This is a genomic window from Mycobacterium sp. NGS40 (assembly GCF_059812735.1).
In genome coordinates, this window is sequence record NZ_JCALDG010000011.1 from 23,542 (window position 1) to 47,313 (window position 23,772).

A 23,772-nucleotide genomic window follows, 5' to 3' on the forward strand; every position below is an offset into this window, starting at 1 on the left:
GGCCGATACCGTGCGCAACGCGGTACGGCGCCGGCGCCCGCGATGTCCGTCGGCCCGGACGGCTCGAACGTCAGCGGCCGTTGACCAGCTGACCGATGAATCGTCACGGGTCCACGTATCGGATCACATACGGACATCTGCCGACGGACGGCTCGACCACCGACACCGGCGGGCGCCCGCTCACTGCCACCAGCAACCAAGGAGCTTGCGATCATGGTCACCATCTCGGACAAAGCGGTGCTGATTACCGGGGGCAACCGCGGTATCGGACGCGCCCTCGTCGACGAAGCCCTGAACAGGGGCGCCAGTCGGGTATATGTCGGCTCACGAAAGCCGTTGGCCAACTTCGACTCTCGTGTAACACCGTTAGCGCTGGACATCACCGAACCGGCGCAGATTCAACAGTCGGCCACACAGGTGGACGCCGTCGACATCCTGATCAATAACGCGGGTGTGGCGCAATACGACGACCTGAGCGATCGATCCGCACTCGAACAACACTTGGCCGTCAACCTTTTCGGCACCTACGCGGTAATCAGCGCGTACCTGCCTATTCTCGCGCGCCAAGGCGGCTCGATCGTCAACAACCTTTCGCTCAACGCCCTGGCGCCATTGCCGATCATCCCGGCGTACTCCGTGTCCAAGGCCGCGGCGTTCTCGCTGACGCAATCGCTGCGCTTCACCTTGGCGCCGCAAGGCATCCGCGTGCATGCCGTACTCACTGGCCCGGTGGATACCGATATGACTCGAGGTCTCGAAATACCAAAAGCATCAACGCAATCGGTGGCGCAGGGGATCTTCGACGGGCTGGAAAACGACGAGGACGAGATCTTTCCCGACGCCCTCTCGCAATCCTTGGCGGAAATGTGGCGCATGGGCCCAGCCAAGGTACTCGAGAATCAATACGCAGCCCTGCTCGCCGGAGCCTAGCCATTCAAAGGCCCAGTGCGGCAATCGATCAACGTGAATGGCGGCAAATAGTGATCCGCTCGGTGACGGAACTGAGTTCAGCTGCCCAGCAAAATGAAAGTCCACACAGTGACAACACAGTAAACTCTCGGTTAACGAGCGTACGGTCGGCGGCCATGAAGAAATTGCTCTACGGAGTGTCGCTGACGATTCCACTCCTTGGAATGGGCGCGCTGCCTGGCATGATCGCCACGGCAAGCGCCGATCAGGTGACCTTCTTGCCCGACTGGCCGAACCATAGAAACCAGACCGAAAAGACGATATGCGCAGCCTTGGCGCAGGGGTGGTCGCGGCGCCAGATCGTCAGCACCGCGGAAAAGGCGAACAACTACGACCTGACCGGGGTGGATAGCGACGAGGCGGCCGAACGCGCCGACGCCTACATCGACGCGGCTCGCTACGAGGATTGCCCGACGCTCAACGCGAGCTGAACAATCCCGGCGACCGGACGACGAGCCGCCGCGGCAGCGCCGGGTTTACCCGCAGGGCGCGTCGGGTAATTCCCCCTGCAACGAATCTGACTGGGTCGGAGCCGATGACCATTGGCGCCGCACCGCGGAAAGAAGGATTGATCGTGGGCGCCAAGCACCGACTGACAGGACCGGGCAGACGGCGACGCCGATTGCTTATGTGTGGGGCTGCTCCCGTCTCCCTGCTGTGCGCGGTGAGTTTCGCCGCCCTTACCGTCGACACCGAAAAGCCAGTGGCACCTGCCCATGTGACCGCGGCGACACCTCCTGCGTCGGTCCCGGTGAGTCAGGAGGGAGTCCTGATCGCGGTATCGGCGGATTCGATAACCGCGCGTAGCGCCAGCGGGTACACCCAGACCTATTTGCTCACCCCGGACACCACCGTGATCACCGGCAATGGCAGCAAACCGCTCACTGTCGCTTCACATTTCACGGTCAACGATGCTGTGGACATTGTCGGGACCGTCCAAGGCGGTAGGGCACTGGCGACGAGCCTGGCCCATCGCGGTGTCGGGCACGGTGATGGCCCGCCAATGGATGCCATTGCCGGCCAATAGATTAGCGACTGGTGAGCAAAGCGTCACAGTCGGATTAGTGCCTATTACCAAGGGGTAAACCACTTTTCAAGAAGCGCTTTGTGCGCGTCGCCCGCCCGAAAGGTGGATTCCCCCGATGACGTCGCCTTATCCGATAGACGTACTACTCGTCGAAGACGACCCCGGTGATGAACTGATCACGCGAGAAGCGTTCGAACACCACAAGATCGCCAACAACCTGCATGTCGCACGTGATGGCGCAGAAGGACTGGACTTCCTCTACCGCCGCGGCGAATTTCGCGACGCGCCACGGCCAGATCTCATCCTGCTGGATCTCAATCTGCCCAAATTCGACGGCCGCCATATCTTGCAGACCGTCAAGTCAGACCCCGACCTGCAGGACATCCCGGTCGTCGTGCTCACCACGTCGTCTCTCCAAGAGGACATCTTGCGTAGTTACAACCTCCATGCCAATGCCTACGTCACAAAGCCTGTCGACCTCGATCGCTACATGGCGGCCATCAGAACGATCGACAACTTCTTCGTCCAGATCGTGCGACTGCCCCCACGCCGCTGAGCTCAAGTCTCGGTGCGTCTATTGATCTGTGGCAGAAGCGATACGGGTCCCTTGTTTTTTCCAGAGTCGACGGGGTATGCGATGGCCTATGAACGCTGAGGTCCCCGCAGTTTCCGCCGTCCCGGCGCAGTTGAGTTGCACGGGTGCGGCCGACGCCGCGACCGCGTGCAAGTTGCGCCATACCTTGCGACGCTGGCTGCGGGAGCTGCCGCAGGCCTCGCCAGAGGTCAGCGGGGATGTCATCCTCGGCGCCAACGAAGCACTGGCCAACTGCGTCGAACACGCCTACCACGCTCAGGACGTCGTCGGCCCCATGCGGCTACAGGCCGGCTATGACCCCGCGGCGCAGACGATCAGCGTGTGCGTCAGCGATCGTGGCAGCTGGCACCGGCGCTCGCCGCGCCAACCCCACGACCCTCGAGCTTCTCGCGGCATCATGTTGATGCATGCGCTGGCAGACCACTGCACCATCAACACTCGCCCCGGCGGCACCACGGTGTGCCTGGATTATTCCGCGGCCCAGAAGCCCTGAGGTAGCTCCGCTCAAAGCCGTTGGATTCCAACGACTTTAGTCGTTGCACCTGACGGTGGCCGCCTCAATGACAGAGGCGGCCACCAGGTACGTGTAGCCGAATCAGAAGCCCGGCGGGTGCGGCGCTCCGGGCGGCGGCGGCCCAAGCGGGCCACCGGGAGGCGGGCCCCCCATCGGCCCACCAGGCCCCGGCGGGCCGAACGGTCCACCCGGGCCGGGCGGCGGCGGTCCCGGCTGACCAGGGCCCGGTGGTGGCGGGAAGGGATCCGCTCCGGCCACCGCGCCACCGATGCCCATCGCGGCGGTCCCGAGAGCACCTGCCAACAGCGACCCAGCGATTAACGTCTTTATCTTCATCACTCGACCCATTTCTCATTTCTGTTCGTCGGTTCATTCCCGCAGTTCGCGCCCTGCGGTGGCGGTCGTGCCGGCGGCGCAGGCGGCCACAGGCGGCCACCAGGTGCGCATGCCGTCAACGACCCGGGCCGGATGCCGGGGGCGGCGGTACGCCGGGAGCTGGTTGGTGCGCACCCGGCGATGGGTCGGGGGCCCAGGCTCCGGGCGGCGGGGGCGGCAGCTGACCCGGCGGCGGCGCGAAGGCCGGTCTGGGCATCGGGGGCGGCGCTGCCCAGCCGCCGGCCGGGCCGGCCCATCCCGGGGGCGGGGGCATGGGCGCACCGCACCCGCCCGGCGCGAAGCCGCACGGTGGCGGCGCCGGCATGGGGAACGGCCCCGGCGACAACGGCCCCGCCAAGAAGATCGTTAGGAACAGCGCTGTCAGTAGCGCGCCGAAAATGAACCCGGTCGCGCCGGCGCCGACCGCGACGCCCACGGGGTGGCGCCGCACGAAGGCCGGTCCGGCCGGTGGGCTCAGCTGCTCGGCAGGAACCGCGATCGGCGGGCGCTGGTATTCCCCGGTCGCCTCATCAGGCCTGGTCCGTAACGGTTGCTCATCGGCCATGCGTCCTCCAAATGTGTGAACTGCTGCAATGCCGGCGACGCTAGGAAGCGAATCTGGTCCCAACCTGAAGACATCGACCCGGGGTGTGATTTCTTCACGTTGGTTTCAGAAACCTGTTGAGAATGAAGAGATGAGCCATCGCTTCGACTCCGATCGAGCGCCGCAGCCGGCCGGCCGGCCCCGCTCCGGCACCGCAGCCCGAGTACTGGTCGTCGAAGACTCGGAGGCGATCCGCGAAATGGTGGGCGAGGCGTTGACCGATGCCGGGTATTTCACCGCGATGCGGCCCGATGGCGCAGGGCTGGAAGACGTGCTCGACGGCTTTCGGCCCGACCTGGTGGTGCTGGACGTGATGATGCCGGGGCGGGACGGCTTCGAGTTGATCGACGTCATTCGCGATTGGGGCCAGACCGGGATCGTGTTGCTCACCGCACGCGACGGATTGCCCGACCGGTTGCGCGGTCTCGACGGCGGCGCCGACGATTACGTCGTCAAACCCTTCGAACTGGCCGAGTTGATCTCCCGGGTGGGCGCGGTACTACGCCGGCGGGGCCGGCTTCCGGCGGTCGTCCAGTGTGGCGACCTGACGTTGGACCTCGACGCGGCGGTGGCCACGCGCGCGGAAACCGCGCTGGACCTCACGGGGACCGAACTGCGGCTGCTCGGCTTCCTGGTGGAGCAACGCGGGCGCATCGTCAGCACCGGGCAGATCCTGACCGCGCTGTGGGGCTATGACGCTTACGACGCCAATCTGGTGCATGTTCACGTCAGCGGGCTGCGCCGGAAATTGGAAGCCCATGGACCGCGCATCCTGCATACCGTGCGGGGCATCGGTTATCGCCTGCAACCAGCACGGCCATGAACGACGACTCCGCCCCGGCGGTGCCGCGGACCCCAACCCCGTCGTTGCGCCGACGGGTTGCCGTGCTCGTCCTCGGCTTGCTCACGGTGCTCCTGGTGGTGCTGGGCGTGACGATCGATGCGCTGGTGGGCATCCAGGCCCACCGTGATCTGCACGACCGGCTGATGGCCACAGCTGCGCGCGCCGACGCGCTGGCCGCTGGGAGCACCCCGCCCGAGCAGCTGGTGGCGCAACTCAGCGGCGGCGGGATCCGCGTGTTGCTGGTGGCAGCCGACGGAAGCAGCTACGGCGACCCCACCATCGCCCCCGACACGGTCGACGGCCCCACGGTCCCCCCTCCGCTGCCACCGCCACCACCGGGCTGGCAACTCCCGCCACCGCCGCCCGGATGGGGTCCTCCACCGCCGCCACCCGCGGTCTTCCCGTTCCCGCCGCCCGCCGCACCACCGCCGGACGCCACAGCGACGGTCGTCGTGCACCCGTTGGCATCGGGCGGGCGGGTGATCCTGGTAGCAGACACCACCCAAACCACCGCGCTGATTCGGCGGTTGCGTGAAGTGATGATCGCCGGTGGCGTGATCACCCTTGTAGTGGCCGGTCTCTTGCTGATCGTTGTCACCCGCACCGCCCTGCGGCCGTTGGACCGACTCACCACGCTCGCCCGATCCATCACCACCGGTGATCGGGGACAACGACTGCGGCCGGATCGCGCCAACACCGAATTAGGCCGGGCAGCAGCCGCATTCGACAGCATGTTGGACGCGTTGGAAGCTTCCGAACAGCGCACTCGTCGGTTCTTGGCCGACGCGGCCCATGAACTGCGCACTCCGATCACCGGTATCCGGACCACCGCCGAGCAGATCTTGGGCGCCACTGTGCAGGCGGAGGACGACGCGTCAGCCAACCGCCAATACCGCCGCGCGACACTGTTACTCAACGAATCCCGGCGGGCCGGTCGGCTGGTCGCCGACATGCTCGACCTGAGCCGCATCGACGCGGGCCTGACCCTGGAGCTCGCCGACACCGACCTCGTCGCCATCGCCGAAGCCGAACGCGAACGCGCGGCGGTGCTTTCCCCCGATCTGACCGTGAGCCGTACCGGTGACCCCACCGCACCCATTCACGCCGACCGCACCCGGGTCACCCAGATCGTGTCGAATCTCGCCGACAACGCCCGCCGGCACACTCCGGCCGGTGGCCACATCGTGCTCGACGTGCGCGCGGCCGATCATTCGGGATTGCGCTGTGCCGAGTTGACGGTCACCGACTCGGGACCGGGAATCCCGGACGCCGACCGCGAAAGAATCTTCGATCGCCTTGTCCGACTTGACTCTTCGCGCCATCGTGACCACGGCGGCGCCGGGCTCGGCCTGCCCATCGCCCGCGCACTGGCGCGCGCCCACCAGGGGGAGCTGACCTGCCTGCCGACCGACAGCGGGGCACGCTTTCGGCTCCTCCTGCCGCTACGCCCGGTCGCGCCGCGGCAAGCTGGTGGCCACCTTTAACCTTCCTCGAAGGCCATCGACACGCGCAGGGGACCGCGAATCGCGGGAGTGGTCCGCCATATCGGGTCATCACGAAGCGCCGGGCGGCGGGCCAGGATGTGTTGCAGGGCCACAGCAATTTCGAGGCGGGCGAGCGCTGCGCCCAGACAGTAGTGCGATCCGTAGCCGAACGTCAGCGGCGCTGGTCCGCAGCGGTCCGCCTGGAGCCTGGTAGGCCAGTTGAAAACCTCCGGATCGCGATTGGCGGCGCCGATCACGGCGATGACCGGCTCCCCGGCGTGGATGGCAACACCGCCCACGATCTGGTCGAGCGTGGCCGTGCGCGCCACGGCCTGGACGGGTCCGTCCAGGCGCAGTAGCTCGCTGACAATTCGATCGTCGACCACGTCGATGGCGTCTATGAGGCGAATACGGTTGGGCCTGGGCTTTAGCAGCCGAATCATGGCTGCGCCCAACAGATTTGCCGTCGTTTCAATCCCGGCGGCCGCGATGATCGCCGCCGTGGTGACCACGTCGTCGAGTTCGAGGTTTGGGTCCGCAGCAATATAGCCGAGCAGGTCGTCGCGGCGGTGGGTGCGGCGGTCCGCCGCCAGCGGAAGCAACTCGGCGACCAGTGCCGCGAATGCGGCTGTTCCGGCTTCGACGGCCTCGGTGTCCGCGACGTCGTTGATCATGCGGCTGATGGCTGGACATTCGTCGCCGAACAACCGTGCCGTGTCGACGTCGAGGCCCATCCAGGCTGCGACGACCGCGATCGGTAGCGGCGCTGCGATTTCGGTCATGAAGTCGAAGTCGACTCCGGCCGGGATGCGGTCGATCGTTTCCGTGGCAATCGCTTCGATGCCTTCGTTCAGACCGGAGACAAAGGACGGGGTAAAAAAGTCTCGAACCGAATCACGCAGCCGTTGATGGTCGACGCCGTCGCTGAACAAGATGTTGCGGCGCAACATGTCTCGATCGACAGCCCGAAGGGCCTCCCGGGCGCGGGCGTTCGCGAGCGGGCTACTCGTCCACCCGGCACCCCCGAGAATCTGTTGCACGGGCTGATAGCCGAGGACCAGCCACGCCCCCATCCCCTGTTCCCAGACCACGTCGCCCTCCGAGCGTCGTCGGTACTCGTAGTAGGCGAAGGGGTCCGCGGCGTCCCAGGGCAACCGCGTGATCGCCGGGTTCTCAGGTATGTCAGGGATTTCAGGGATTTCAGGGATTTCAGGGACGGTCATGGTGGTCCAATGCCGACGGGAGACGGCGCTTGCGGACCCAGGCATGATGCAGCTTGCCCAGCTCGGTGGTCGGCTTGGCCACACCGTCCATGTCGTCGATGATGGCCCGGGCCGGTGTGGTCGCGCGGAGGCCATCAAACAGGCTGCCGACGGCGAGCTGGACGCGTCCCGCGAACACAAAGTCTTCGGGCGCGTTCATGCGGGCCATCGGATGGTCGGGAACACGAAGGTCGAACAACCCCTGGATGGTGCGTGCGGTCGTTTCGGGCGTGTAGGTGACCGGCTGCGGTGCACCGATGAACTCGTAGAGCATCTCCGATTGCCACCGGTACAGCTCGTCGGCGGTCAGGTCGGAATCGGCAGTGAGGAACCCCGCCTGCACCATCAGGTCGCGGTAGTCGTGTTTGCGTCCGTCGATCACGGCCCAGTGCATCGCGACCAATCGCCACCGTTGCGGTTCGGGCAGGATCTTCACGCAACCGAAGTCCACGAATCCCACGGTGCCGTCGTCGTTGAATAGGTAATTGCCGGGATGAGGGTCGGCGTGCAGCAGGTTCGCGTGCCGGAAATTGCTTTGACTGAAACGCAGGATCGCCTCGCTCCACACATTTTTCAGATCCTGATCGGCCTCTTTTGCCCGCGCAAAGTTCATCCCGTCGAGGTAACTCATCGTCAACACCCGATCGCCGGACGCCTCCGGGATGACCTCGGGCACCCGAATGAACGGGTGGCCCCGGTAGAGGTCGCTGAACGCGGTGATCATCGCCGCCTCATGCCGGTAATCGACCTCTTCGGAGATCCGAGCCGCGGCCTCGCGGGCCACCGACTGAAAGTCCGGCTTCATTCCCGATGCCGAGGTCATGAAACGCAGAAACGTGGTCAACAACTCCGTATTGGCCAGATCATCTCGGATTGCCTTGCCCACACCGGGGTACTGGATCTTGACGGCAACCGCGCGACCGTCGCGCAGGGTGGCGCGGTGCACCTGACCGATCGACGCGGCGGCCAACGGCTCGTCGGTGAACTCGGCGAATTGCGCTACGGCCGAACCGAGTTCGGCATCGAGGACTTCTCTAACCAGCTCCGGATGCATTGGCGGAGCGTCGGCCTGCAGGCGGCTCATGGCTTTCTGATAAGGCCAGAACCCGCCGGTGCCCACCGCACGACTGTCGATCATCGACATGATCTGGCCGAGCTTCATCAGCACACCCTTGGAGTGCCCGAGCAGTTCGGTATAGCGGTCGGCTGTGCGTTCGTGAAAGCGCTCGACGGCGTCCTCTTCGCCCGCTCGTTGGCGCAGTCCCGCGACGAGTCGGCCCCCCGCCGCCCTCGCGGTGAAGCCCACCAACGGCATGGTGCGGCGGATCCGGCCCTGCGGCAGCGGACTATCCTGATCCGGCATCTGGCCTCTCACCAACCGCGCCCATTAAGTGCTACCTTGTAAAAGAGTAAGTGATCACTTTGGAGGGGTCAATGACGACACCCGCGTCAACACGCGACCGGCTGGTCGACGAGGCGATGCGGCTTTTCAGCGCCAAGGGATTCGACGCGACCAGCGTCTCCCAGATCGAGGCCGCCGCCGGATTGGCAGCCGGCTCGGGAGCCTTGTATCACCACTTCAAATCCAAAGAAGAGCTGCTGAACGCCGGTATCGACCGCCAGCTGGACCGCCGCCGTGCCATGCGTGACATTCGCAATCTCTTCGCCGGCCTCGGCGACATGCACGCCGAGTTGACCGTCCTGGGCAGGTACCTACTGTCGGTTGTCGACGACGAAATCGAGCTGATACAGATCGCCGCTCGCACCTCGGCGGGTCGCTCCGCCCGCCTCGATACCGCATACGCCGCGCTGGTCGACACGCTCAATACGGAACTGGGAGAGTGGATTAGGGTCTGGGCACCCGCAATGACACAACAACAGGCCACGGTTTTGGCTGCGCTCGGTGTCAACGGCATCCTCGGCGCTCGCTTTGCTACCACCCTGTTTCATCAACCGGAGTCGCGAGTTGCCGACGATCACTACCTCGCCGAGTGGACCGAGCTCCTGGGCGCCCGGATACGGCAGGTCAACGGCAGCTAGTCAGTAGACATCGCGCAGGTAGCGGTGGCTCTTTATGAGGTCGTTGACGTACGCGTGCGCGGCGCCGTCGCTCATCCCGCCGCAGCTGCCCACTATTGCCCGTAATGCCTCGTCGACATCCTTGGCCATTCGGTCGGCGTCGCCGCACACGTAGACATACGCGCCGTCCTGCAACCACCCGAAGATGTCCGCGGCATTCTCCGACATACGTTGCTGCACATACTGTTTCGATTCGCCGGAAGCTCCGTCACGGGAGAACGCCAAGTCGAGCCGGGTCAGCGTACCCGACCGGAGGAAGGCACCGAGCTCGTCGCCGTAGAGGAAATCGCAGTGCCGCCGCCGGTCTCCGAAGAACAACCATGCTCGCCCGGACGCGCCGAGGGCCTGGCGCTCTTGCAGGAAGCCACGGAACGGCGCGATGCCGGTGCCCGGGCCGATCATGATGATGGGCACGTCGGCCGCGGGCAAGCGGAACGAGTGGTTGGGCCGCAGGTGTACGCGTACGGTGTCGGCGCGCTCCGCCAGGAACGTCGACGCGACGCCGCCGTGCCGGCGATCGCCGAGCGTATAGCGGACGGTCGCCACCGTCAGGTGTACGCGGTCGGGATGTACCAGTGGACTCGACGCGATCGAATAATCACGCGACTGCAGTGGACGCAGGGTGTCGACGACTTCGTCGACAGTCAGTTCGCCCAGCCGGATCAGGTCGAGAACATCCTTGCCGTACCACCAAGAACCTTGCCCCGCAACGGCTTCGGCACTCAGCGCGTTCGCGGCGGCGTCGTGAAGGCGGGCGGCGACCAACGTCTGCAGCGCTCGCGACGGTGTCCGTATCTCGAGGTGCTCGGTGAGCAGCTCGCCGAGCACCTCGTCATAGCCGACGACGGCGTCCTCGGGGCCGACGCCCAGCTCGCTCAGGATCGCTTCGACGAGGATCGGATCGTTGCTGGCATGGACCGCGATGGAATCGCCCGCGTGGTAATCGATTCCCGAACCGAGGAGGTCCACCTCATAGTGGCGGACCTCTTTGTCGGATCGGGCGGTGGTCAGCCGTCGGTTGACCACAACGCGCGCATCGAGGAGGGGATGGCTGCGATCGCGCCGTGCTTGTTCGGCATGGTCGGACGGGCGAGGGTCCGGCACACCGACGGCAATCGCGGCCACAGGATCGGTGCGATCGGCCAGTAGCAGCTTGACGAGATCATCCGTCCACGCCCGGGCCGCCTGCACATAGACGCCGTCGACGTCGACGCGGTCCATCAAACGGATTGCGCCCAGGGTTTCCAGTCGCTCATCGAGTAGCCGCCCGGCGTTGCAGAACTGCTCATATCCGGTGTCGCCCAGGGCAAGCACCGCGAACCGCAAATGCTCCAGCCGCTGCGCGCCCTCGGCACTGATCGCCTCCCAGAACAAAGAGGCATTGTCCGGGAACTCGCCCTCCCCCCACGTCGAGCACACGACGACGAAGTGGGTCGCCGATTGCAGGTCGGTCGGCTCGATCTGGTTCAGCTCGATGGCGGCGGTGCTGACGGCGAGAGATTCTTCGACCGCTTCGGCGAACGTCAGGGCGGCATCCTCGGCATTGCCCATGTCGCTGCCGTAGCCGACAATCAGCGAGAATTCTGGTCGAGAAGTCATGATCGCTCCCATTGTCGTCGCACGACACTCAACGTTTCATAAGCTTAGGCTTACCTTAGTTTTGGATCGCGAGAGTCGCAACAACCCGACCCACTCGCGGCCGGTGACCGGCAGGGCTAGCTGTTGTCGCGCTTGCGGGAGAGGAATGCCCGCATGTGCTGCTGGGGCTCACCTGTCAGAAAGGCCAGACCGAACTGCTCGACGCTGTCTTCGATCGCCCCGTGCAGGGTCATATCGAACCACTTGTTGAGCAGGCGCTTTTGCTGGCGGACCGCGGACGTGCCGAACTTGCTGAGTTTGGTGGTGAGTTCGGCGATGCGGTGGTCGAGCTCGTCGGCGGCGACCACCTCGTGGACGAGTCCCCACCCGAGCGCCGTCGCGGCGTCGATCGTCTCGCCGGTCAGCAACAGCCAGCCCGCATGAGATGCTCCGATCAGCGCGGGCAGCATCGCCGAATGGATGACCGACGGGATGCCGACAGCCACTTCGGGCATGCCGAATTTGGCCCCCGACTCCGCGATCCGCAGATCGCATGAGATCGCGACCTCCAGCCCACCGCCCAGGCACCAGCCCGCGAGCCTGGCGATGACGGGTACCGGGCATTGCCGAATCGCTTCGCACAAGCCCGCGAGCCGGCGGATGAAAACCTCGCCGGTGGCGCGGTCCAACTCGACCATCTCGTTGATGTCGGCGCCCCCGATGAATGCCTGCTCACCCGCGCCGCGCAGCACCACGACGCGGACGCCGGTGTCACCGCCGATCTCGCGGAACGCCTGGGACAGTTCCTCGATGGCCCCGCTACCCAAGATATTGAGCGTCTTGGAGTTGATCAGTTCGACGGTGACCAGGCCGCGATCGCGGCCCAGCCTGACGAATCGTCGCTCCAACTAAGGATTTTCGGTGCTCAGTAAAGCGGGACCCAGACACCGAAGAACCAGTAACCCCAACCGCCGAACTGCCAGTTGAAGACCGGTACGACGGTAAAGGTGTTGTAGGCGAACGGCGAGAAGTTGCTGCGCGCATACACCACGTCACGCGGGGGGCCGACCCACGGACGGTTCCAGCCACCCGGGGGCGGCGGGCCGTTCCAGCCACCCGGAGGCGGCGGGCCGTACCAGTGTGGCGGCGGGTGACCCGGCGGCGGGCCGTCGTTCCAGCCCCAGCCGCGCGGCGGCGGTGGAGGCGGTGCCCCGTGGCCGACAATGCTGAAGCCAACCGATGAGTCCATCGGTCCGCCGACCTCGGCGCTGGCCGTCAGGTAGGTGCCACGAGGCTGATACGGCTCGTGCGGCGGCTGGGTGCTCGGCGCAACTACGGTCCGAGTGGGCCGCTGCCCGGATGGCGAGGTGGTTTGGCTGCCCGCCGGCGTCGTGGTTTGTGCGCTCGGCGCTGTGGTGGTTTGCTCGGCCGGCGTCGTGGTTTGGCTGGCCGGCGGAGTCGTGGTCTGTTGGGCCGGCGTGGTCGTTTGGCTGGCCGGCGGAGTCGTGGTCTGCGTGGCCGGTGCGGTCGTGCTTGGCGCGCTCGCACTGGTTTGCGGCGCGGTGGTTTGCGGACTCGGCTGCTCAGTGGTCTGCGGCGCGGCCGTGGTCTGCGGCGCTGCGGTCGTCTGGGGAGCGGCCGTAGTCGCGGGCGCGGCAGTGGTCGCGGGTGCGGCTGTGGTGGCCGGCGGGGCGGTGGTTTCCGGCGCCTGCGGGCGCGGTCCGCCGGGCCCGCCGTGGCAACTGCCATTCGGGCACGCCGGTGGGTCGAGCGGGAAGGCACTCGCGAATCCCGGGTTCAACGCCGAGATGCTGAGTCCCGCCGCGAGCGCCACCGCGCTGACACGCTTCTTCGACATAGCTGCGTCCCCTCTGGGCCGTCGGCCCCGATGATGTCTCGTTGGCCCGCGCTACGGGCAGGTCACGTCCATCTCAAAAGGCTTGGTCAACGTCTGCGGCTGGTCCGGATTGGTCATATCGGTACCGGTCGCAGTGCCCTTGATCGCGTAGTACTTGCCGTCCACGGCGGCCCCGGCATTGCTGGCCTGGTTCGGGGCGGCATCGGAATAGCCGAACGCGATGCCGTTGACGTTGCCCAACCCGACCGCATGGACGAGGGGCGGGTTGGCGTTGCTGATGACCGCACCCACGCCGGCGGAGGCATCACCGATACCGATGTTGATGTTGTCGCCGGCCGGCGTGCAGGTGACCTGCCCGGTGACGTTCTGCTTCTGGCCGTCCACGATGACCTGGGGGCCGGCCGGTGCCGCCGCCGAACTCGATGCGCCGGTGTTGGACTTGTTGCTTGAACAGCCGACACAGCCTGCGACCACCATGGCCACGCCGGCCGCGCCGATCACGATCTCACGTTTCACCGACCACTCCCTTGTGTTACTGGTGCCGCTAACCACGTTCGCCTCTGTCAGCACCTAGGGACCCTACCGGGCGGCGCGGGTCCGTACGCAAGCTGCCGGACCGGCTAGTACCCAATACCGAACACGTCGAAACCCGGTCCTCGTCAGGGCAGAATGCGAATTCCCCACTTGCCCAAAAGCGGCTGCACCAAGGTGAAGTATGTGGTGTTGTCGTCACCATCCGGTGAGGACATCAAGATACCCACCGCACTTACGGTCCCGTCGTCGTTCTTGACGTAGCCTGGACTACCGCTGTCGCCACCCAGGCTGTACACGCTGGCTTCGACCACATCGCCGTCGACCTGGGTGATGGTCCCACAGGTCTCTCCGGTGACGGCACCCAACTTGCAGAACGGCGTACCCAGCTTAAGTTGGTTGCTGCTCAACACATCTCGGATAGTCAGTCCGCCGACACCACCGGTCGGCACACCCACAGCCGGGTTGAGGCGGATGATGGCGGCGTCGCGCTTGTCGCCTTCCTTCTCGCTGACGGTGATCGCCCCGAGCGGGATACTCGGGCCGTAGGTCCATACCGAGCCGTCGTGTGCGTCGCAGTGACCGCTGGTCAGCAAGTAGTAGCTGCCGTCATTGCCTTGCGCAGCGAAACCTGCTGTGCACCTGCTGCTTTCATCCTCGAGCTGCACACCCGGCGTCGGCGGCTCCTCGGCCGCGGCCGGATTCGCGAACACCGTCGCCGCCATAACCATGGCAGCGAACAAACCCAACCCCCGCAACCGCGCTGTACCCACGCCGCTCTCCTTTGTCGGGCCAGGATGCTACCAGCCCGATACGGCTTGTTCCTGGTCAGAGAGCGGCGACGCCCCAATCAGGTATTCGCGCTGGCCCATCGACGTGCAGCCGGCAAAAGCCGCGACGTTATCCGGCGTCGACGTGGCGAGACAGGAAATCCAGGACGGCACCGGCGAAAACGTCGTTGCGATCGCCGGCGACCATGTGTCCCGCGCCGTGCACATCGGTGAATTCGACCTCGGGAAAGCGCGCGAGAAATTCGTCGGCCCGCTCCTGGCTGACCAGGTCGCTGACCTGGCCACGAACCAGCAGCATGGGCACGCCGCTGCTCAGGATCGCCTCTACGGCGGTGTGCATGCGATCGGCGTCAGTGACCTCGAAGGGCGGGAAAGCCGCAGTGCCACTGATGAATTGGGGATCCCAATGCCAATACCAACGATCCCCACGACGGCGCAGGTTGGTGGTCAGCCCCTCGAGGTCCGTCGGCCTCGGGCGGTGAGGGTTGTATTCGGCGATCGCGTCGGCGACTTCTTCCAATGAGGCGAACCCGGATTCCACCCGGTCGGACATGAAGTTGTGGATCCGATTCGCCCCGGATTGCTCCATGTTGGGAACGATGTCGACGAGAACGACGGCGCTGGCGATGCCGGGCGAGATCTCCCCGGCCAGCAGCATTGAGGTGAAGCCGCCGAGAGAGGCGCCTACCAATACGGGTTTCGGCGGCAGCCCCCGCAGCACCTCTTGGACGTCGGCGGCAAAGCTGACGACGCGGTAGTCACCTTCGCTGGACCAGTCGGACTCGCCGTGGCCCCGCAGATCGATCGTGACCGCCTGCCAGCCACGCTTGGCGACCGCGGCAGCCGCACGGCCCCAGGAGCGCCGGGTCTGGCCTCCGCCGTGCAAGAAAACTACGGCCCGCGAAAGGGGGTTGCCCTGGCGATCGGCGACGATGCGAACGCCACCTATCCCTGAGGTGGAGAACTGTTCAGGAGCCGTCGTCATCAAGAGATCGTAAGACGACCCCAATCAGTCGTTGCCGGCCGGGGAATCGTGTTCGCCGCGAAAGAACTTGGCGACCCGCTGTGCGATCCGTCCCAACGGGCTTCCCGCTCGCTGCGCATCCTTGATCCGGTCGTGCGTCTGCTTGCCTTCCCGGGCATAGTCGTCGACTGATTCGTCGCCTTCTTCAGCGCGCATGGGTGTCCTCCATTTCTCGATGAGCCGAGTTTCTGCCGGCGGATCCGACATGTTCACCCCGAGCCGGTTCAACGTTGCCTACCCGCCGGGCGGGTGTATCAAAACGGTGCGCGCTCACGCGCCGTCGGCAGATGCGCAATACGTCGTTCAGCGTGGCATCGCGCGGATGCCGCAGCCGCAGATCGGCATTCAAGACACCTGTTCCTTGTGGGCCTTGACCGGCGCAGCGCTCGGCGGCAGCTTGAACAGGTTGCCGCGCAGGCTGCCCCGGGCGGTGCGGATCGCGACCAACAGCCAGGTGAAGAGCAGGCCGGCGTAGGCGATGGCGGCGGCCACCTTGAAGGCCGGCAGGTGCGTGTGAGCCGCAAGCTGCGACGTCCCGGTCACGAAAGTGCCGACCGGGAAGGTCAGGCTCCACCACGTCAGGGCGAACGGCATTCCGCGTCGCAGGGTACGCACGGTGAGCGAGGTGGCCAGCGCGATCCACAGCACCGCGAAGCCCCACACCGGAACCCCATACAGAATCGCGAACACATTCAGGTCCTCGGCAACGTCATGCTCGACGGCCAACCCCGCGACACCTCCGAGAAGCCCTGCCGCCGTGATGGATTGGCCGAGCGGACCCAACACGATCCACAACGTCGGCACCCGCGCGGTGCCTGAGGTGCCGTACAGGACCAGCCGGCTCCAGATCATCGCGATGATGTTGAACGAGGCCAGCAGCGACAGCCCGAACATCGCATAGCAGAAATAGAGCATGGTTTGACGGCCGGTGCCCGCGGCCATGTGCGGCAGCAACAACGCCCCCATCGCCGCGGTCACCATCGGCGGAACCACCGGCATCAACCAGCCGCCGAACGCCGCGTCGGGCTCGACATCGTGCTGGGTGAACATCAGAAACGGAATGGTGACCGCGGTGAACAGCCCGCCGAGGGTCCCCGCGGTCCACAGCACCCAGTCCAGGTCGACGGCGATGCGCTCCCCGATCAGGTCCCGGCCGACCACCATCGCTCCCCCGCCGACCGTCATCAGCGCCATCGGCGCGGCGCCGTAGAAATGCGCCATCTGCGGATTGCGGGCGTGCCCGCGCGCCACGGTCGGATGCAGCAACCAGTGACCGCCAACCAAGACGATGAGCACCACCAGCAGCAGGGCGGCGATCACCCACACCACTTCCGCGAAGGCCCGCAGACCCACGACGTGAAACGGCAGCGTGGCACCGCCGATAGCGACGATCCCCGTCCCCATTACCGAGGCAAACCAATTGGGACCGATATTGCCGAGTACCTCGACCCGGGCGGGCGACGGCGGTGGGTTGTCAGAGGTTGCACTCGTCATAGCTGACAGACCCTACTTCCCCGGGATCGGGCGATGTTGCGCTTACACTCCATCGGGTGATGTATTCCGTGCAAACGAGGCACACCGTGAACAAGGCTCCAATCTTGATCGGAATCATCGTCATGCTGGTCATCGGTGTACTCGCGTTGCCCACCAAGCAACGGTGCGGGGCGCCGGGCCTGACCTGTGCCACCACGTTGGACAAACGTGGCTACGTTCACCATTACTACGAAGTTGAACCGGTCGGCGTATACCTGGCAGAAATGGTGACCGGGTCCAATATCCGGGTGTTCTACCGTTCCGGCGAGGACCTCGAAAAAGTTCGCCAACCTTGAGCCGCAACAGCTTTCGCTATCCGTGGCAAACCTGCAACGCGTAAGCCATCGGTTCGCCGCCGCGCGCGTCGAGCTGCGACGAAACCGCGAGCGTCGGGCTCACGAAGTCCTTCTGGATACCGAATTTCGGTAGATTCAGTGTCATCTCGACGGTGTCAGGTGCCGTCCTTCTGGCGTGCGTGCCAAGATCCGTTCGGATGTCGGAACCGTCGGATCGGGTGTTGCTGATCGCCAAGTCGTCGCTGCCGGGTCGCTGGGTCAGCACGGCGAACGGGGTGCCGTTGTTGGCGAGGCGGTAGGTCAATTGATAGCTCGGCGCCGCCGGCAGTGGTTGGGCAAAGTGCACCACGAGTCGCAGAACGTCGGCGCGGGGATGGCTCACACCGACCGAGTCCACGACGAGCGCGGGTGGTGGTCTGGTCACCGACTGCATCTGGCAGACAAGCCGGTCCGGCAGATGCGACCAATCGTCCCGCGAAGGCCGCACCCAGTTGTAGAAGCCGACGATCACGACGGACACCAGCAAAGCCAGGGGTAGCACCGTCCGCAGACCCGGTGGGACCTTCTGCCAGAACTGCCGTAAGCCGCGGTCCGGCGCCTCGGCATCGACCTTGCCCGTGTGGTGGTTTCCGTCCGGTGACGAGTCGGCATCGATCTCGTCGGCCATGTTTTCCTCCCGAGACCGGTCCGCGACGGTTACGAACCCTAGGCTCGGGGCATCCTAGCCAAAACATGCTGGTAGCGCGAAGATCGCCATCGGCGAGTTGGGCGTTTCGCGGGCGTGAGAAGGACCACAGTGGGCCGCCGGGCGCGATCAAAATTGGGGGCTTCACAGCAAGCTACCGCATACTTGACCTCATGCTTTTCGCCTCATCACCGCAAACCGCAGATGCGGTATCCGGTGGTGTCCGGGTGAAGGGTCAAGATCTCTGATGGCACGCTCCGGCGGTGCACATCGCCGCCATCGGGCGGTTCGCCAACCGTCGCCTCTGCGCAGAGGGGTGACGCGGGCGTTCATGACGCTGGTGTCCACCGCGGCGGTGCTGATGACCGGCGCCGGCTACTACGTGGCACACGGGGCGTTGGGTGGCATCACCGTTTCCCAGGCGCTGAGTCCCGACGATCCGCGATCCAGCGGCGACAATATGAACATCCTGCTGATCGGACTGGATTCGCGAAAAGACCAGGACGGCAACGACCTTCCCAATTCGATCCTCAAGCAGCTGCACGCGGGCGATTCAGATGACGGCGGCTACAACACCAACACGCTGATCCTCGTGCACGTCAGCTCCGATAACAAGGTGGTCGCCTTCTCGATCCCCCGCGACGACTGGGTGCCGTTCAACGGCGTGCCCGGGTACAACCACATCAAGATCAAGGAGGCGTACGGCCTCACCAAGCAGTACGTCGCTCAAAAGCTGCTCAACCAGGGGCTGAGCAGCCAGAAGGAGCTGGAGACCAAGGGCCGCGAAGCCGCCCGGGCAGCGACATTGCGCGCGGTACGCAACCTGACCGGAGTTCCGATCGACTACTTCGCCGAGGTCAACCTGGCCGGCTTCTACGATCTGGCGCAGAGCTTGGGCGGCGTGAACGTCTGCCTCAACCACGCCGTCTACGACTCCTACTCCGGCGCCGACTTCCCCGCCGGGCCGCAACGGCTGGATGCCTCCGAGGCGCTGGCCTTCGTCCGGCAACGTCATGGGCTGGACAACGGCGACCTGGACCGTACCCACCGCCAGCAAGCCTTCATCTCGTCGGTCATGCGAGAGCTACAGGATTCCGGCACCTTCACCAACCTGGACAAGATGAAGAGTTTGATGGCCGTGGCCCGCAAAGACGTCGTGCTGTCGGCCGGCTGGGACGAGGACATGTTCCGCCGCATCGGCGAAATCGCCGGCAGCGCAGCGGCGAACCAGGTGGTATTCCGGACGCTGCCGGTGGTCCGGTACGACAACATCGGCGGGCAGGACGTGAACATCGTCGACCCAGTGGCGATCAAAGCCGAGGTCGCCTCGGCGATCGGCGGCGACAGCCCGACGAGCTCGTCCCCGACGACCGCCGCCAAGCCCAATCCGTCGACCATCGTCGACGTGGTCAACGCAAGCAGCACAAGCGGTCTCGCCAGCCAGGTGTCGCGCACACTGAAGAAGTACGGCTACACCGCGGGCACAATCCGCGACCGCAACTGGTTCGATCCGAGCAAGACATCCATCCAGTACGGCGCCGGCGCCGAGGCCGATGCGCAGAACCTGGCGAACCTGCTCAGCCTGGACGCCCCCAAGCAGCCCGACGCCGGCGTCGAACCCGGACACGTCCGGGTGACCGTCGACACCAGCTTCACGATGCCGACGCCGGACGAATCGATGGACGACTCGTACTCGTCGTCGTCCTCGTCGTCGTCCACCACGACGTCGAGCAAGAGCAGCTGGAATTACGGCTATGGCACCAGTACCTATCCGACACCCGATCAGGGCAAGCCGATCGACGGTGGCGGCGTTCCGTGCGTCAACTAGCGGCGATCGCAGGCACCTTCAGGCGTGCGTGCCGCCGTCCATCCGGATCTCGGTGCCCGTGATCCAGGCTCCGTCGTCGGAGACCAGCATCGCGATCACGCCGGCCACCGCCTCGGGTCCGGCCATCCCCGCGCCGCTGGATTCCGTCGTGGTCGGCAGGATCGGCATCAGTCGGGGAAACAGCGTCCAATCAGCGTCCTTCGGAATGTATCCGCCGGTGGCATCGGTGATTCCGGACTTGATGCTGCCCGGCGCGACACACGTGGCACGCAGACCGTCTTTCGCATACTCCAGCGCCAACGCATGGGTGAAGGCCTGGATACCCCCCTTGCTCGCGGCGTAGGCCGCCATGTAGGGGTGGGCGAACGACGCCGATGTCGAGCTGAAGTTCACGATCGCGCTGCGCGAATTCGCCAGTAGTGCCGGCAGTGCTTCGCGGACCACGAGGAAGGTGCCGGTCAGGTTGACGGCGATGATCTGGTTCCACTGGTCCAGGGTGGTCTGGTGGGTATGCCAGGCCCGCAGCATGCCCGCCGCGTTGACCAGCGAATCCAGGCCGCCGAGCTGCTCGACCGCCCAGCAGACGCCGTCGATGACCGAGTCCTCGTTGCCGACGTCGATCGGCACGGTGGTGAGCCGCTGCGCCGTCCCTGCCTCCTCGGCGCCGGCCTGGGTGTTGCTGAGACCAGCGGCCGAAATGTCAGCAGCTACCACGCCGGCGCCCTCGCTGAGCAACCGCAGCGCGGTGGCCTGGCCGATCCCCGATGCGGCGCCTGTCACCAGGATCCGCTTGCCCTCGAGTCTGTTCATCTGCTTCTCCAAGACCACTCCGCTAGACCACTCCGCGCAACGCGTCCTCGCCGAACATCTGCACCATCATCGAGGAGTAGTCCGGGCCGCGGCGCAGGATGTGGCCGCCGTCGACGTTGATGCACTGTCCGGTGATCCAGTTCGCCGCGTCGCTGAGCAGGAACAGCGCCAGGTTGGCGACGTCGGAGACCTCGCCCACCCGGGGCAGCGGCGTGCACAACGCGTAGTCGCCGCTGATCTCCGGGGACTGAATGACGCTGGCATCAACGAGATCCGTGCGGATCAAGCCCGGGCGAATGCTGTTGACACGCACCCAGGACGGCCCGAGTTCGTCGGCGGCCAACATCATCATGTGGTCGATCGCCGACTTGGTGACGCCGTAGGGTCCGAACCATCGGTGGGTGTTGCTGGCCGCGATCGAGGAGATTCCGACGAACGAGCCGCCGCCGCCACGCACCAATTCACGACACACGTGTTTGAGCACATACATGGTCCCATTGACGTTGAGGTCGACGGTGTTTCGCCAAGCCTCCGAGTCGGTGTGGGTGATCGGCCCGATGGTCAGCGAGCCGCCCGCGCAGTGCACCGCGCCGTTGAGCCGGCCGTGCCAGGCCGTCGCCGCGTCGACCGCACGGGTCACCTCCTCCTCGCTGGTGACGTCGGCGGGCTCGTAACGGATCGCCCCGCCTTTGCCCGCGCTGTCGGCCAGCGCCTGGACCTCCTCGACGGCGCCCGCCAACCGGTCGGCATTGCGGCCGACGATCATGACGGAAGCCCCGGCCGCGGCCAGCCCGGCGGCCACACCTTTACCGATTCCACTGCCGCCGCCGGTGATCACATACGTCCGGTCTTCGAAAGATAGCTGCACGAGGGCCCTCTCAAACTGGAACAGGTTCTAGCTATAGAAGCATGCAGCACCAGCGGCGAATATCGCTACCCCGGGTCTCGTTAGGCGGCCGCCCCGGCTGGGGCGGCGGCTACTACGGCTGATCGCGGCGAGCGATCTTCGTCGGCTTCGCGTTACGCCAGTCCTCGACGTGCGGCGGCTGGCCGACCGGCCACCTGTTCTCGTTGAACGCGGCCCAGTGCGCGTGGCCCAGCAGGTGGACGTGGAACGCGTGCCGCAGCGCCTCGGTATAGCCCATCGCGTCGGAGGCGGCGTTTACCGAATCCTTGATCAGCAGCGACGCCATCGTGGGCCGCTCGGCGATACGCCGCGCGAATTCCAGTGTCTTTTCCGCCAATTCGTCGACCGGGAACACCTTGGAAACCATACCCAGTCGGTGTGCTTCATCGGCGTCGATCGAATCACCGGTCAGCAGAAGCTCTTTAGCCTTACGCGGTCCGAATTCCCAAGGATGGGCATAGTATTCGACACCCGGCATGCCGAGCCGCACGGCAACCACATCGCTGAACTTCGCATTGTCGGCCGCGACGATCAGATCGCACGCCCAGATCAGCATCAGGCCCGCCGAGATCGCGTTGCCCTGAACCTGGGCAATAGTGATCTTGCGCAAATCGCGCCAGCGGCAAGTGTTTTCGAAGAAATAGTGCCATTCCTGGTGGTACAGCTTCTCCATGATCGGCTCGAGGGTGGCCCCGCGTGACCGGAAGCTCGGGTGCTGCCCGGGCCCGGGTGCACGCTCGGCCAGCGCCTGCTCGGAGCCCAGGTCGTGGCCGGCGGAGAAGTTCCTGCCGCGTGCCGCCAAGATCACCACGCGCACGGTGTCATCGGCCTCCGCGCGGCCGAACGCCTCGTCGAGCTGGACCAGCAGGCCGCGGCTCTGCGCGTTGTGGGCCTCGGGCCGGTTAAGCCAAATCCGCGCGATGCGGCCCTCGTCGAGGGTCTCGTAGGCCACCAGCTCGTCGGCGCCGGAGTTGGCCGCAGCGGCGTCGGCTTGCTCGGAGACTGTCATTGCGCCACCTCGTTCGTCGTTGAATGCGCTTGTTTACACATTACGGCGAGTGTGTAAGCAACTCCGCGTCGGGTTGGTCGCCACCGGTCGAGCTGCGGCCAGCCGAGCTACGGCCGGTCGAGAGCGGCGGCCAGGAGGGCGGCGGCGGATTTGAGCAAGCCCAGCGAGCGGGCCAGTTCGGCGTTCTCTTCCTTCAGCTGATCAAGTTCGGTGACCTCGTCGGTGGCGACGGTGCCCTCGCTGCGGCGGGTCCGCTCGTGCACCGTCTCGGTCAGCGTGTTGCCGAGCGTGTCGGTGACCGCCCGGATCGCCATCCGCTCCATGTCATGGCGCCCGTGCACCGCCGCGACCGCACGCGTCTCCTCGAGGTGCCCGGCCCCGTTGACCGCGACCGGCGGCACCGCTCGCAATTGCTGCCGCGCCATCTGGGCGGCCCCCGGCTCTGCGCCGGATGCCACCGCATGGGGCTGCTCCAACAGATGGTGCAGCTCGGCTTCGTGCTGTTCAATCTCCGATTCCCGCTCGGCGAGCCGCGCTTCGTGCTGCTCGAACTCGGCCTCCTGCTGACGAAGCTCAGACTCCCACTGGTTGAGCTCGGCTTCCCGGCGGCGAAGCTCGGACTCCCGCTGGGCGAGCTGCGCCTCATGCTGCGCGACTTCGGCCTCGTGCTGGGCGAATTGCGCCTCGCGCTGCGCGACCTGGGCTTCCCGATAGCGAAGCTGGGCGACCTGCTGAGGAAGCGGCGTTGCCCGGTGGGCGAGCTGGGCCTCCTGGTGGCGAACTTGTTCCCCGTGCTTGCGGATTTCGACTTCTTTCCGGCGGACTTCGGATTCGTGCTCGTGCAGCATCGCTTCCCGCTGGGCCAGCTCGGCTTCCCGCTTCTTGAGCCCCCCGTCGCGGTTGCGCAGCTCGGCGTTGCGGTGACGAAGCTCGGCGTCCTCTTCGATGTGACGGATCAGCTCTTGCTCAACCAGGTCGATGAACAGGTCGACTTCTTGCTCGCTGTAGCCACGTTTCCCAATACGCGCCCTGGAGAACGCGACATTGTGAACATCGGCCGGCGTGAGAGCCATTGTTCTTCTCCCGAAGTCTTAGATGTCAACGCAACGCCAAAATGCGGCGCACTGCGGCTTAGGATAATGCCTTTGTCGCGATGACATCCTGGTTTG

General features: G+C 65.6%; 26 protein-coding genes. 10 read left to right on the forward strand and 16 right to left on the reverse strand.

Annotated features, from left to right (window positions below):
• Positions 1-213 precede the first annotated feature (213 nt).
• The 5 genes from AC5Y5O_RS17720 (at position 214) to AC5Y5O_RS17740 (ending at position 3,084) form a co-directional block, all read left to right on the forward strand.
• Positions 214-930 carry an SDR family NAD(P)-dependent oxidoreductase gene (locus AC5Y5O_RS17720; protein ID WP_096290227.1) on the forward strand — a complete coding sequence of 239 codons (717 nt, stop codon included), beginning with the start codon at positions 214-216 and terminating at the stop codon, positions 928-930.
• Positions 931-1,085: 155 nt separating this feature from the next.
• On the forward strand, positions 1,086-1,400 hold the full coding sequence (locus tag AC5Y5O_RS17725) for a class I SAM-dependent methyltransferase (protein WP_096290228.1): 315 nt from the start codon (positions 1,086-1,088) through the stop codon (positions 1,398-1,400).
• A 233-nt stretch (positions 1,401-1,633) separates the two neighbouring features.
• Positions 1,634-1,996 (forward strand): hypothetical protein, encoded by a 363-nt coding sequence (locus tag AC5Y5O_RS17730; RefSeq protein WP_500026219.1) that lies wholly within the window; start codon positions 1,634-1,636, stop codon positions 1,994-1,996.
• 115 nt (positions 1,997-2,111) lie between these two features.
• Positions 2,112-2,552 (forward strand): response regulator, encoded by a 441-nt coding sequence (locus AC5Y5O_RS17735; RefSeq protein ID WP_096290230.1) that lies wholly within the window; start codon positions 2,112-2,114, stop codon positions 2,550-2,552.
• An 88-nt stretch (positions 2,553-2,640) separates the two neighbouring features.
• Complete coding sequence (locus tag AC5Y5O_RS17740; protein WP_096290231.1) at positions 2,641-3,084, forward strand: ATP-binding protein; 444 nt, start codon at positions 2,641-2,643, stop codon at positions 3,082-3,084.
• A gap of 472 nt (positions 3,085-3,556) precedes the next feature.
• Here the strand turns inward: AC5Y5O_RS17740 and AC5Y5O_RS17745 are convergent, their stop codons facing one another.
• Positions 3,557-4,045, reverse strand: coding sequence for a hypothetical protein (locus tag AC5Y5O_RS17745; protein ID WP_500026222.1), 489 nt, complete (start codon positions 4,043-4,045; stop codon positions 3,557-3,559).
• 130 nt (positions 4,046-4,175) lie between these two features.
• Between AC5Y5O_RS17745 and AC5Y5O_RS17750 the strand changes: the two genes are divergently transcribed.
• Both AC5Y5O_RS17750 and AC5Y5O_RS17755 read left to right on the forward strand, forming a co-directional pair.
• Positions 4,176-4,907, forward strand: a complete 732-nt coding sequence (locus tag AC5Y5O_RS17750) for a response regulator transcription factor (RefSeq protein ID WP_096291469.1) — start codon at positions 4,176-4,178, stop codon at positions 4,905-4,907.
• Positions 4,904-6,412, forward strand: a complete 1,509-nt coding sequence (locus AC5Y5O_RS17755; RefSeq protein WP_500026229.1) for a sensor histidine kinase — start codon at positions 4,904-4,906, stop codon at positions 6,410-6,412. Before AC5Y5O_RS17750 ends, AC5Y5O_RS17755 begins: the two co-directional genes overlap by 4 nt.
• On the opposite strand, the gene AC5Y5O_RS17760 is transcribed toward AC5Y5O_RS17755, so the two are convergent.
• On the reverse strand, positions 6,409-7,635 hold the full coding sequence (locus AC5Y5O_RS17760; protein WP_500026232.1) for a cytochrome P450: 1,227 nt from the start codon (positions 7,633-7,635) through the stop codon (positions 6,409-6,411). The two genes, AC5Y5O_RS17755 and AC5Y5O_RS17760, sit on opposite strands and share 4 nt — an antisense overlap.
• Positions 7,622-9,037 (reverse strand): ABC1 kinase family protein, encoded by a 1,416-nt coding sequence (locus AC5Y5O_RS17765; protein ID WP_500026236.1) that lies wholly within the window; start codon positions 9,035-9,037, stop codon positions 7,622-7,624. Before AC5Y5O_RS17765 ends, AC5Y5O_RS17760 begins: the two co-directional genes overlap by 14 nt.
• 71 nt (positions 9,038-9,108) lie before the next feature.
• Between AC5Y5O_RS17765 and AC5Y5O_RS17770 the strand changes: the two genes are divergently transcribed.
• Positions 9,109-9,714 (forward strand): TetR/AcrR family transcriptional regulator, encoded by a 606-nt coding sequence (locus AC5Y5O_RS17770; RefSeq protein WP_096290233.1) that lies wholly within the window; start codon positions 9,109-9,111, stop codon positions 9,712-9,714.
• Here AC5Y5O_RS17770 and AC5Y5O_RS17775 read toward each other — a convergent pair whose 3' ends face one another.
• From AC5Y5O_RS17775 to AC5Y5O_RS17810, 8 genes are all read right to left on the reverse strand, one after another.
• Complete coding sequence (locus AC5Y5O_RS17775; RefSeq protein ID WP_500026242.1) at positions 9,715-11,352, reverse strand: diflavin oxidoreductase; 1,638 nt, start codon at positions 11,350-11,352, stop codon at positions 9,715-9,717.
• Between the two features lie 116 nt (positions 11,353-11,468).
• A complete protein-coding gene (locus AC5Y5O_RS17780) occupies positions 11,469-12,239 on the reverse strand; it encodes an enoyl-CoA hydratase (protein ID WP_096290234.1) in 771 nt (256 codons plus the stop codon).
• Between the two features lie 17 nt (positions 12,240-12,256).
• Positions 12,257-13,189: an MAP_0585 family protein gene (locus tag AC5Y5O_RS17785; RefSeq protein WP_500026245.1), complete on the reverse strand. Its 933-nt coding sequence runs from the start codon at positions 13,187-13,189 to the stop codon at positions 12,257-12,259.
• 51 nt (positions 13,190-13,240) lie between these two features.
• Complete coding sequence (locus AC5Y5O_RS17790; protein WP_096290237.1) at positions 13,241-13,705, reverse strand: lipoprotein LpqH; 465 nt, start codon at positions 13,703-13,705, stop codon at positions 13,241-13,243.
• 143 nt (positions 13,706-13,848) lie between these two features.
• Complete coding sequence (locus AC5Y5O_RS17795; protein ID WP_165796486.1) at positions 13,849-14,493, reverse strand: S1 family peptidase; 645 nt, start codon at positions 14,491-14,493, stop codon at positions 13,849-13,851.
• A gap of 127 nt (positions 14,494-14,620) precedes the next feature.
• Positions 14,621-15,496 carry an alpha/beta fold hydrolase gene (locus AC5Y5O_RS17800; protein ID WP_096290239.1) on the reverse strand — a complete coding sequence of 292 codons (876 nt, stop codon included), beginning with the start codon at positions 15,494-15,496 and terminating at the stop codon, positions 14,621-14,623.
• 24 nt (positions 15,497-15,520) lie between these two features.
• Positions 15,521-15,691 carry a hypothetical protein gene (locus tag AC5Y5O_RS17805; protein ID WP_165796487.1) on the reverse strand — a complete coding sequence of 57 codons (171 nt, stop codon included), beginning with the start codon at positions 15,689-15,691 and terminating at the stop codon, positions 15,521-15,523.
• Positions 15,692-15,880: 189 nt separating this feature from the next.
• Positions 15,881-17,029 carry a TDT family transporter gene (locus AC5Y5O_RS17810; RefSeq protein ID WP_500026252.1) on the reverse strand — a complete coding sequence of 383 codons (1,149 nt, stop codon included), beginning with the start codon at positions 17,027-17,029 and terminating at the stop codon, positions 15,881-15,883.
• Between the two features lie 59 nt (positions 17,030-17,088).
• Between AC5Y5O_RS17810 and AC5Y5O_RS17815 the strand changes: the two genes are divergently transcribed.
• Positions 17,089-17,364, forward strand: a complete 276-nt coding sequence (locus tag AC5Y5O_RS17815) for a hypothetical protein (RefSeq protein ID WP_207768628.1) — start codon at positions 17,089-17,091, stop codon at positions 17,362-17,364.
• Positions 17,365-17,380: 16 nt separating this feature from the next.
• Here AC5Y5O_RS17815 and AC5Y5O_RS17820 read toward each other — a convergent pair whose 3' ends face one another.
• Complete coding sequence (locus AC5Y5O_RS17820; RefSeq protein WP_096290241.1) at positions 17,381-18,031, reverse strand: hypothetical protein; 651 nt, start codon at positions 18,029-18,031, stop codon at positions 17,381-17,383.
• A gap of 265 nt (positions 18,032-18,296) precedes the next feature.
• Here AC5Y5O_RS17820 and AC5Y5O_RS17825 point away from each other — a divergent pair, with 265 nt between their 5' ends.
• Complete coding sequence (locus AC5Y5O_RS17825; RefSeq protein ID WP_096290242.1) at positions 18,297-19,877, forward strand: LCP family protein; 1,581 nt, start codon at positions 18,297-18,299, stop codon at positions 19,875-19,877.
• Positions 19,878-19,895: 18 nt separating this feature from the next.
• Here AC5Y5O_RS17825 and AC5Y5O_RS17830 read toward each other — a convergent pair whose 3' ends face one another.
• The 4 genes from AC5Y5O_RS17830 to AC5Y5O_RS17845 all read right to left on the reverse strand — a co-directional run bounded on the left by AC5Y5O_RS17830 (position 19,896) and on the right by AC5Y5O_RS17845 (position 23,676).
• A complete protein-coding gene (locus AC5Y5O_RS17830; protein ID WP_096291387.1) occupies positions 19,896-20,687 on the reverse strand; it encodes an SDR family NAD(P)-dependent oxidoreductase in 792 nt (263 codons plus the stop codon).
• A 22-nt stretch (positions 20,688-20,709) separates the two neighbouring features.
• Complete coding sequence (locus AC5Y5O_RS17835; RefSeq protein ID WP_096290243.1) at positions 20,710-21,555, reverse strand: SDR family oxidoreductase; 846 nt, start codon at positions 21,553-21,555, stop codon at positions 20,710-20,712.
• A gap of 112 nt (positions 21,556-21,667) precedes the next feature.
• Entirely contained in the window at positions 21,668-22,603 is a 936-nt protein-coding gene (locus AC5Y5O_RS17840) for an enoyl-CoA hydratase (protein WP_096290244.1), read from the reverse strand.
• A 107-nt stretch (positions 22,604-22,710) separates the two neighbouring features.
• Positions 22,711-23,676, reverse strand: a complete 966-nt coding sequence (locus AC5Y5O_RS17845) for a DivIVA domain-containing protein (RefSeq protein ID WP_096290245.1) — start codon at positions 23,674-23,676, stop codon at positions 22,711-22,713.
• Positions 23,677-23,772 lie beyond the last annotated feature (96 nt).